The organism is Streptomyces sp. (genome assembly GCF_050698815.1).
Lineage (GTDB): Bacteria > Actinomycetota > Actinomycetes > Streptomycetales > Streptomycetaceae > Streptomyces.
The window spans coordinates 1-6,486 of sequence record NZ_JBOHCV010000439.1; the positions used below are offsets into that span (position 1 = coordinate 1).

The following is a 6,486-nucleotide window of genomic DNA, read 5'->3' on the forward strand; positions in this document are numbered from 1 at the left end:
GTGCTGGTGATCTTGGCGGACCGCCGCTTCAAGCTCGGGCACGGACGGGCCTTCGCGCTCTACGTCGCGGCCTACACCGTCGGACGCTTCTGGATCGAATACCTGCGGGTCGACGACGCACATCACATCGCGGGGCTTCGGCTCAACGACTGGGTCTCGCTCCTGGTCTTCGTCGCTGCCGTGGTCGCCTTCGTGATCTCCGCGCGGCGGGCTCCCGGGCGGGAGACGACCGTCGAGCCGGGCGCCTCCGGCGACGATGCCCGGGGAGACGGCACCGGCCCCTCCGGGGAGACCGGGAAGGAGACGGCGCCGGAGCCCGGGCAGGCGTCCGGTGCCACTGCCCCGGACCCCGGCGAGACCGGCACCGACACGGCCCGCTCGGTTCCCGTACGGGCACCGGAGAGCGCAGCCGAACAGACCTGAGGCCACGCGACTAGCCGCGGCGGCGCGCGGCCAGTGCCAGCGTCCGCCGCGCGCCCGCGACGACGGCCGCGTCGACGAACCGGCCGTCCGGGAGGGCGGTGGCGCCGGCGTCGGCGGCCGCCGCCTTCACGACCTCCTCGGCGGCCTCGGTCTCTCGCGCGGTGGGCAGATAGGCCCGCTCGATGACCTCCAGCTGGCGTGGGTGGATCGCGGTACGGCCCAGGAAGCCCAGGCTCCGGCCCTGTGCGCAGGAGCGGGCCAGCCCTTCGGTGTCCCGTACGTCCGGGTAGACGGACTGCGGCGGCGGGTCCAGACCGGCCGCCCGGGCGGCTACGACGGCCCGGCTGCGCGGCCAGGCCAGTCCGGCCTCACCGGTCACGCCCAGCACGGCCCGCAGGTCGGTCTCCCCGAGTGCGATGCCGCGGACGGCGGTGTGCGCCGTGGCGATCGTGAACGCGTGCTCGATGCCGAGGGCTGATTCGAGGAGCGGGTAGAGGCCCGGCACGGCGTCTTCCGGCACGGCGGCCCCCGGTACGGCGTCCCCGGTGCTCGCCTCCCGCGCCCACCCGGCGACCCGCGCCACGTCCGCCGCGCTGTCGGTCTTGGGCAGGCGCAGCCCGGCCAGACCGGGCAGTGCGGCGAGGGTGCGTACGTCGGTCCCGGCGAGCGGGCCGCCCAGCGCGTTGACCCGGACATGGACCGGCACCGGGCCGGGCCGTGGGTCGGCGAGGAGTTCGGCCGTCGCGCTCAGCGCGTACGTCTTGCGCTCGGGCGCGACCGCGTCCTCCAGGTCGACGATGACCACGTCGGCGCCGGAGCGGAACGCCTTGCCGACGACGTCGGGGCGGTCCCCGGGTGCGTACAGCCAGGTGAGGGGGATGAACTCGCCGCTCACAGCACGCCGCCGTCCCGGAGATCGGTGATCTCCCTTTCGCTGAGGCCGAGTTCGGTGAGGACCGCGTCGGTGTCCGCGCCGTGCGGGCGGCCCGCCCACTTGATGGCGCCCGGCGTCTCGGAGAGCCGGAAGAGGACGTTCTGCATCCGCACCGTGCCCAGCTCCTCGTCCTCGACCGCGGTGATCGAGTCCAGTGCCCGGTACTGCTCGTCGGCCAGCACGTCGCGGATGTCGTTGATGGGGGCGACGGCCGCCTCGGCCTGCTCGAAGGCGGCGATCACCTCGGCGCGGTCGTGGCGGGCGATCCAGCCGCCGACCACCTCGTCCAGTTCGTCGGCGTGCGCGGCGCGGCCCGCGCCCGTGGCGAACCAGGGTTCGTCGAGAAACTCGGGGTGCCCCACCAGCCGGATCACCCGCTCGGCGATGGACTGCGCGGAGGTGGAGACGGCCAGCCAGGCGCCGTCGGCGGTGCGATAGGTGTTGCGGGGAGCGTTGTTGGTGGACCGGTTGCCGGTGCGGGGCTGCACATAGCCGAGCTGGTCGTACCAGGTGGGCTGCGGGCCCAGCGCCGTCAGGATCGGCTCGATGATCGCCATGTCGATCACCTGTCCGCGGCCGGTGCGCTCCCGGCCGTGCAGCGCGGCCATGACGGCGTACGCGGTGGACATCGCGGCGATGGAGTCGGCGAGGCCGAAGGGCGGCAGGGTCGGCGGTCCGTCCGGCTCGCCGGTGATCGCGGCGAAGCCGCTCATCGCCTCGGCGAGGGTGCCGAACCCGGGCCTGCGGGCGTACGGGCCGAACTGCCCGAAGCCGGTGACCCGGGCCAGCACCAGCCGGGGGTTGGCGGCCGAGAGCCGCTCCCAGCCCAGGTCCCACTTCTCCAGGGTGCCGGGGCGGAAGTTCTCGATGATGACGTCGGATTCGGCTGCCAGCCGCAGCAGCACCTCGCGGCCGTCCGGACCGGACAGGTCGAGGGTGAGGTTCCGCTTGTTCCGGCCCAGCAGCTTCCACCACAGGCCGACGCCGTCCTTGGACGGGCCGTGGCCGCGGGAGGGGTCGGGCTTGTGCGGATGCTCGATCTTGATCACGTCGGCGCCGAAGTCACCGAGCATGGTGGCGGCGAGCGGACCGGCGAAGAGGGTGGCGAGATCGAGGACCCGGAGCCCGTCGAGGGGCGCGGAGCTGCCGGGTGCGGGTGCGGGTGCGGGTGCCTGGGGTGCGGGGGCTTCACCCGCAGGGGAGTCGCTCATCAGGGCGTTCGGCTTTCCTGGTTCAGGGTGGCGAAGGCGTCGATCTCGGCGCGCCGCGGCATGGACGCCGAGGCACCGGGACGCTGGACGGAGAGGGCGGCCGCCGCCGAGGCCCAGGCCATGGCCTCGGGCATGGCGCGGCCCTCCGCGCGGGCGACGGCCAGGGCGCCGACGAAGGTGTCACCGGCGGCCGTGGTGTCCTCGGCCCGTACGCGCGGGGCGGCGACCTGCACGGGGGCGGCGCCCCGTATGGCGTGCAGGGAGCCGGCCTCTCCGAGGGTGATGACGACCTCGGGGACGAGGGCGAGCAGCGCGGCCGCCGCGTCGTGCGGGTCGGGCTTGCCGGTCAGGACGGTGGCCTCGTGCTCGTTGGGCACCAACAGGTCGGTGACGGTCAGGAGTTCGGTGGGGAGCGGCCGGGCCGGGGCCGGGGTGAGCACGACGCGTACGCCGTGCGCGCGGGCGGCCCGCGCTCCGGCGAGCACGCCCGGGAGCGGGATCTCCAGCTGGAGCAGGAGCACATCGGCCGCGGCGATCCGCTCCTCGTCGCCGGCGGCCAGCCCGGCGACGGTGCCGTTGGCTCCGGGGACGACGACGATGTGCGCGGTGCCGCTCTCGCCGCCGACGGTGCGCAGACCGCCCGTCTCCACGCCGGATTCGGCGAGAGCGCCGCGCAGCCGGACGCCGAAGTCGTCCTCGCCGACCGCGCCGATCATCGACACCGCGCCGCCCGCGCGGGCCGCGGCGACGGCCTGGTTGGTGCCCTTGCCGCCGGGGACGGTACGGAAGGCGTGACCGGTGACGGTCTCGCCACGTCGCGGGGCGGTGGCGACGTAGGCGACGAGATCCATGTTGGTGCTGCCCAGTACCGCGATGGCCGGAGGGGTGGTCATGGTGCGGGGGTCTCCTGTCGGTCGGCGGGCGCGGAACGCCCGGTGACGGCGAGGGCGGTGGTGCGTTCCGCGAGCGTGTCGAAGCCGATGCCGTCCAGACCGCCGACGGTGGTGGCCAGCCGGTTCCGCAGCGGTGCCGTCCAGCGGGCCGGCAGCGCGCCGGGCGAACCCGCGAGCAGGCCGGCGACGGAACCGGCGGTCGCCCCGTTGGAGTCGGTGTCCCAGCCGCCGGCGACGGCACGGCAGATGGAGCCGGTGAAGTCGCCGCCGGCGTGCGTGAGGGCGGCGGCGAGCAAGGCGGCGTTGGGCAGGACGTGCACCCAGTGATGGTGCCCGTAGGTGTCGTGGAGCCGGTCGACGACGGAGTCGAACCCCGCGGCGGTGCCCGTCGGTTCGGCGAGCGCCGCGTCCATGCCGAAGCGGACGGCGCGGGCGAGCCGGGAGCGTTCCGGGACGACGCTCAGGCCCGTCCGGAGGCAGGTGGCGGCATCCGCCGTGCCGCCCGCCGCCGCGGCGACCACCGCGGCGACGAACATCTCGCCGTACACGCCGTTCGCGGTATGGGTCAGCGTGGCGTCCCGCCAGGCCAGTTCGGCGGCGGCCGCCGGGTCGCCGGGGTGGGTCCAGCCGAAGATGTCGGCGCGGATCTGCGCGCCGATCCACTCCCGGAAGGGATTGTGATGCCGCGCGGTGTGCGGCGGGTCGAGGCCGTCGAGCAGATTGCGGTACGCGACGCGCTCGGCGGTGAAGGTGCGGCCCGCGGGCAGTTCCTCCAGCCACAGTTTCGCGACGTCGGCGGTGCTGAATCCGGTGCCGTGACGTTCCAGCAACAGCAGCCCGAGCAGGGGGTAGTTGAGGTCGTCGTCCTCGGGCATGCCGTCGATGTTCTCGGCCAGCGAGGTGGGGCGGCTGCGCCGGTTCCAGGGCCATCGCGCGGCGGTGTCGGCGGGCAGGCCCACTTCCGTGAACCAGCGCTCCAGCGGCCAGTTGCCGATGGCCGGGGCGAGCTCGCGGATGCCGGCGAGGGGCAGCTTCTCGATGGGCTTCCCGAGCAGGCAGCCGGCTGCCCGCCCCAGCCACCCGGCTTCCAGCCGCGCCCTCAGGCCCTGTCCGGGCGGCGGGTTGCCTTCGGCCTCGCCCGCGGAAGGCGCGGGCCAGGTCGGGCAGGCTGCCTTGATCGCCGCGAGGTCCGTGGGCTCCGTCGCGGCCGACGGGGAAGGTAGCAGGGCGAGTTCGTCGAGCAGCCGACCGGCGAGCGCCCGAAGGCGCGGGTCGGCCGGGTCCGGTGAGGCCCCGGCCCGTTCGGGCGCGGTGGCGCCGCCCGCCGCGAGCCATTCGCGCTCGATCGCCGCCGCGTCGCGGCCGTCCTCGGCCGCCTGCCGCAGCTCGTGCCCGACCAGGTCCTCGGGCTGCACCCAGGTGAGGCGCAAGGGCGCCGGTGCGGTGGTCGCCGTGAGCGAGCCCGGCCCCGGGGAGGCCGAGGTTTCCCGCCCGGGCGCGGAGGAGGTGGCCGGATGACCGCCGGAGGAGCTGGACATCGTCACGCCCCCGCGATGGCCGCGAACGCGGTCTCGTGGTCCCGGCGGCGGCGCCGGTCGCGGGCGAAGACCTCGCGGGTGACCTCGGCCAGCGCCCCCGCCGGGGCGTGCAGGTCGAGCCTGCTGGCGCGGGCGACCTCCTCGCTCCACTCCCGCGGCACGGCCGGCTCGCCGTACAGCGCGCCGACGATCGCGCCGCTCATGGTGGCGATGGAGTCGCAGTCGCGGCCGTAGTTGACCGAGCCCAGGACCGTGTGGCGGAAGTCCCCGTCGCCCACCAGCAGCATGCCGAGCGCGATGGGCAGTTCCTCGATGGAGTGCAGCCGCGAGGGGCGGCGCGCCCCGAGGGAGGGCTGCCGGTAATCCGGGCCGACGGTGTCGAAGGGGGCGACCGCCTCCCGCAGCGGCTTCAGGGCGCCCTCGAAGTCGTCGTGCCGCACCGCCACTTCGCACACCGCCTCGATGGCGCCGCGGGTGCCGTCCTTGGCCAGCGCGAGCGACTCGTCGACGACGGAACGCGGCGTCGCGCCAGGCGCGCAGGCGGCGGCGACGGCCGCCGCGAACACGCCCGCGGCCTCCCGACCGTACGAGGACTGGTGGGCGCCGGCCACATCCAGCGCCTCGGCGTAAGCAGCCGCCGGATGACCGGCGTTGACGGCGCCCACCGGCGCCATGTACATCGCTGCACCGCAGTTGACGATGTTGCCGACGCCCGCCTCACGCGGGTCGACGTGACCGTAGTGCAGCCGTGCGACCATCCACTTCTCGGCGAGGAAGATGCGCTGCAACGGCAGTGCCTCGGCCTCGAGTTCGGGAATCCAGCGGGGGTTCCCGATCAGGTCGGGCACCAGATGGCCGGCGACGGAGTAGGCGTCGAGGTGGTCCCGTACCGCCTCGTAGACCCGCACGAGGGCGTGCGTCATGAGGGTGTCGTCGGTGACGTGCCCGTCACCCTTGTGGTACGGCGCGATGGGCCGGGCGGTGCGCCACTCCTCGTAGAAGGGGCCGACGATGCCGCGCACCCGGCCACCGTGCCGCTCGAGGATCTGCTCCGGCGTCCATCCCTCGACCGGACCGCCCAGCGCGTCGCCGACCGCGGCTCCGACCAGGCAGCCGGTGATGCGGTCCTCCAGTTGCGGTGTCATGTGCGGATCGGTCCTTCCACGGATGTGCACCCGGGTGCGTACTCGGGGGTGGTCAGTTCGGTACGGGCGAGCAGCTCGGCGAGTTCGACGAGGTCGGTGTCGGCGAGGCGGGGAAGCGCGCAGCCGGACAGCGTCCGGCAGGCCGCCCGCCAGCTGCCGGGAATGACGGCGCCGCCGCCGAAGGCACCGGCCAGCGCCCCAGCCAGCGCGGGAGCGGAGTCGGCGACCCGGGACAGGCAGGCGGCGGCCGGCACCGCTTCGGCGATCGAGCCGCCGCCCGCGAGGAAGAGGGCGAGGGCGACCGGCACGGTCTCGGCGGCGGCGATGCCGTAGCTGTAGATG

General features: G+C 74.8%; 7 protein-coding genes. 1 reads left to right on the forward strand and 6 read right to left on the reverse strand.

Going from position 1 to position 6,486, the window contains the following annotated elements; translation table 11 throughout:
* On the forward strand, window positions 1-423 hold a 423-nt coding region (locus ACRDP3_RS15940; protein ID WP_431517611.1), incomplete at its 5' end, for a prolipoprotein diacylglyceryl transferase family protein.
* 10 nt (window positions 424-433) lie between these two features.
* On the opposite strand, the gene ACRDP3_RS15945 is transcribed toward ACRDP3_RS15940, so the two are convergent.
* The 6 genes from ACRDP3_RS15945 to ACRDP3_RS15970 form a co-directional block, all read right to left on the reverse strand.
* On the reverse strand, window positions 434-1,318 hold the full coding sequence (locus ACRDP3_RS15945) for an HpcH/HpaI aldolase/citrate lyase family protein (RefSeq protein WP_431517612.1): 885 nt from the start codon (window positions 1,316-1,318) through the stop codon (window positions 434-436).
* Window positions 1,315-2,568 (reverse strand): CaiB/BaiF CoA transferase family protein, encoded by a 1,254-nt coding sequence (locus tag ACRDP3_RS15950; protein WP_431517613.1) that lies wholly within the window; start codon window positions 2,566-2,568, stop codon window positions 1,315-1,317. The genes ACRDP3_RS15945 and ACRDP3_RS15950 overlap by 4 nt, the downstream gene beginning before the upstream one ends.
* Window positions 2,568-3,461 carry a ribokinase gene (locus ACRDP3_RS15955; protein WP_431517614.1) on the reverse strand — a complete coding sequence of 298 codons (894 nt, stop codon included), beginning with the start codon at window positions 3,459-3,461 and terminating at the stop codon, window positions 2,568-2,570. The genes ACRDP3_RS15950 and ACRDP3_RS15955 overlap by 1 nt, the downstream gene beginning before the upstream one ends.
* A complete protein-coding gene (locus ACRDP3_RS15960; RefSeq protein ID WP_431517617.1) occupies window positions 3,458-4,999 on the reverse strand; it encodes an ADP-ribosylglycohydrolase family protein in 1,542 nt (513 codons plus the stop codon). The genes ACRDP3_RS15955 and ACRDP3_RS15960 overlap by 4 nt, the downstream gene beginning before the upstream one ends.
* 2 nt (window positions 5,000-5,001) lie before the next feature.
* Window positions 5,002-6,144 (reverse strand): ADP-ribosylglycohydrolase family protein, encoded by a 1,143-nt coding sequence (locus tag ACRDP3_RS15965; RefSeq protein ID WP_431517615.1) that lies wholly within the window; start codon window positions 6,142-6,144, stop codon window positions 5,002-5,004.
* Window positions 6,141-6,486, reverse strand: a 346-nt coding sequence (locus tag ACRDP3_RS15970; RefSeq protein ID WP_431517616.1) for an ADP-ribosylglycohydrolase family protein, incomplete at its 5' end; no start/stop codon positions are given. The genes ACRDP3_RS15965 and ACRDP3_RS15970, both read right to left, overlap by 4 nt.